Origin of the sequence: Undibacterium sp. Ren11W (assembly GCF_049340485.1) — a bacterium.
Taxonomy (GTDB): Bacteria; Pseudomonadota; Gammaproteobacteria; order Burkholderiales; family Burkholderiaceae_D; genus Undibacterium.
Window position 1 is genome coordinate 1 of the sequence record NZ_JBMPPB010000025.1, and the last position, 1023, is coordinate 1023.

Annotated in this window: 1 protein-coding gene; it reads left to right on the top strand. The window is 47.1% G+C overall.

Going from position 1 to position 1023, the window contains the following annotated elements:
* Positions 1-101: 101 nt before the first annotated feature.
* Positions 102-1023, top strand: a 922-nt coding sequence (locus ACO0K8_RS22295) for an IS30 family transposase (RefSeq protein WP_422948849.1), incomplete at its 3' end; no start/stop codon positions are given.

Below are 1023 nucleotides of genomic sequence, written 5' to 3' on the forward strand. Positions count from 1 at the left end.
GCGACGTAAACTTCGAATTGCGACATTCAAGGGCAAAAAAACAAAGGGTTGAGATAGGAGATGGAGTACCTTTGTGGTGTTCAAAGCCGAAAGGACACGCCATGAAATTCACCCATCTCAACCGCCACCAACGATATCAGATTGAGTTGTTGTTGGCATTAAATAAAAATGTAAAGGCCATAGCGATCATTCTCAATGTGCATCGATCAACGGTGTATCGTGAGATTAAACGCGGCCACCTGAAGGGACAATACAATTCTCTTCGATCGCATGAACGTACCTTACGACGACGTGCCAATAGTGCGAAAAATCAAATCAGAAAATGTAGCGACACCTGGAAAATAGTCAGACAGTTATTACGCCAGGAATGGTCGCCAGATGAAATTTCGAAGCGACTCAAGATCGCTGGAAGTACAGGTCAATGGGCCGTAAGCCACCAAGCGATTTACAACTGGATAGCCCGAACTGGAAATCGATTATTTACCAAACTACGTCGGTATAGGGAGGCCACTTTATGGGCCGCTCCCCGTAGAAAATACCCACCTGGACGGAAAAGTATCCGCAAACGGGATAAAGAAGCGCTAGCGCGTCAGGTGATCGGACACTGGGAGCTCGATACCATCCGTGGCCGCACCGCGGTTGACTGCATCGTGACCATGGTCGAGAGGGTGAGCTTATATGTCAAACTTTCCGTCCCTTTACTCAAACATGCAGACATCGTCGCTCAAGCGATTCGGGAAGGGTTGGCAAAGTTACCCGCGAAGACGCTAACCTTAGACAACGGCAGTGAATTTGCGCACTTTGAAGACTTTGGAACCAAAGCCTATTTCGCCGATCCAGGATGCCCACGACAACGTGCTCGCAATGAACATACCAATGGATTGCTACGACAATACATTCCCAAAAAAGCGAACTTAATGAAATATTCGGCAGCGCAAATTCAACAGATTGAAGATCGCCTGAATCATCGCCCTAGAAAAACCTTAGGCTACCGAACTCCGCATGAAGTACTATTTAATCTCA